Annotated in this window: 1 protein-coding gene and 1 pseudogene; both read right to left on the minus strand. The window is 62.6% G+C overall.

The features are described 5' to 3' along the window. A pseudogene (locus VZ95_RS19950) lies at positions 1 to 373 on the minus strand (cell division protein FtsA); the annotation flags it as partial. A 1-nt stretch (position 374) separates the two neighbouring features. Further along, positions 375 to 1,094: a cell division protein FtsQ/DivIB gene (locus tag VZ95_RS19955; protein WP_045777425.1), complete on the minus strand. Its 720-nt coding sequence runs from the start codon at positions 1,092 to 1,094 to the stop codon at positions 375 to 377. Between the last annotated feature and the right edge of the window lie 100 nt (positions 1,095 to 1,194).

The raw sequence follows: 1,194 nt of genomic DNA on the forward strand, positions 1-1,194 counted from the left end.
CCATATTCTGCCGCCCGGCTTCCAGCACGCGGCGCACGTCCGCATCGGAAATCTCGTGACTATCGATCGAAAGCTCGTGCTGGGCGACGCGCGACGAGAGGTTGCCGCCGGTCATGCTGACGATGACGCCCTGAATGGTTTCGCCCGCCATTTGCTCGGCGGCCTGCACGGCAGAGAGGATGTTTTTCTCGGCGGCATCGATATCGGCAATCGTTCCGGCTTTGATGCCTTTCGAGCCAATCATACCGATGCCGGTCACGCGCGGCACACCGCCATCCACCCGCGCAATTAAGCAGGTGGTTTTGGTCGTGCCCAGATCGAGCGTCGCCACAATCCCGTTGCGGGCTTTGGTCGATCCCTTGCGCATGCTCATCCTAACCGTTCCCCCCATCCGCCGCTTTCGGCCCCGCCTGCTTTTGCGCCGCCGCTGCGGCGGGGCTGAGTTGCACGATCATGCGGTCGGCCTGTCGCAAATCGATGGCGACAATGTCCCGATCCAGCAGCTTTTGCTGCCGGTGCAGATCGGCGAGCACCCCCAGGGCGACCGCCGGATTTTCTTCCGGAAGGCGCACGTCGATACCGTTGGTGAGATGCAGATTCCAGCGCCGGTCGCCGACCCGAATAGCGGCAGCGACAAGCGGCTTTATCTGCGGTTCCCCCTCCAGCAGCAGCAGGATTTCTTCCGCCCGCTGTGGAGCCCCTTCGCCGACAATCACCGGCAGCGAGGCAAACTCGCCGCCGGGGTCCATCAGAATGGTTACGCCCTTGGAATCCACCAGGTGGAACCGTCCGCCGTTTTGCCACAGGGCAAAGGGCGACCGTTCCGTGAGACGGACATAAACCGTATCCGGCAGGCGCCGTTCTACGACTGCGGACAGGATCCAGGGAAGCGCTTCCAACCGCTGACGGGCGGCTTCAGCATCGAACCCTAGAATCGCTTCTCCACGCCGAGTTTGCAAGGATTCCATGATCGTTTCGGAGGCGGAACGAATGCGGCCCTCAACGAGAACTTCCTGAACGCGCAGGCCGAAACCCGCACCAACCTGGGCAAAAAAGCCGGGGCGGGGGAGAACAGCGCTGGACGCGGTTTGCATAGGAGCGGCAGGATGTAGCGCAATTGTCCACACCCAGCCCGGCGACAATACCGAGAATCAGCGTCCGCCCGCCGAATAAATGGCTGAAGCCCGCCTCTGG

It is taken from the genome of Elstera litoralis (genome assembly GCF_000963705.1).
In the GTDB taxonomy this organism is placed as follows: Bacteria; Pseudomonadota; Alphaproteobacteria; order Elsterales; family Elsteraceae; genus Elstera; species Elstera litoralis.

What these genes read in the sequence shown, in the direction of transcription:
- VZ95_RS19955 (WP_045777425.1), bottom strand. Translation starts at nt 1,094, where the DNA reads ATGCAAACCGCGTCCAGCGCTGTTCTCCCCCGCCCCGGCTTTTTTGCC.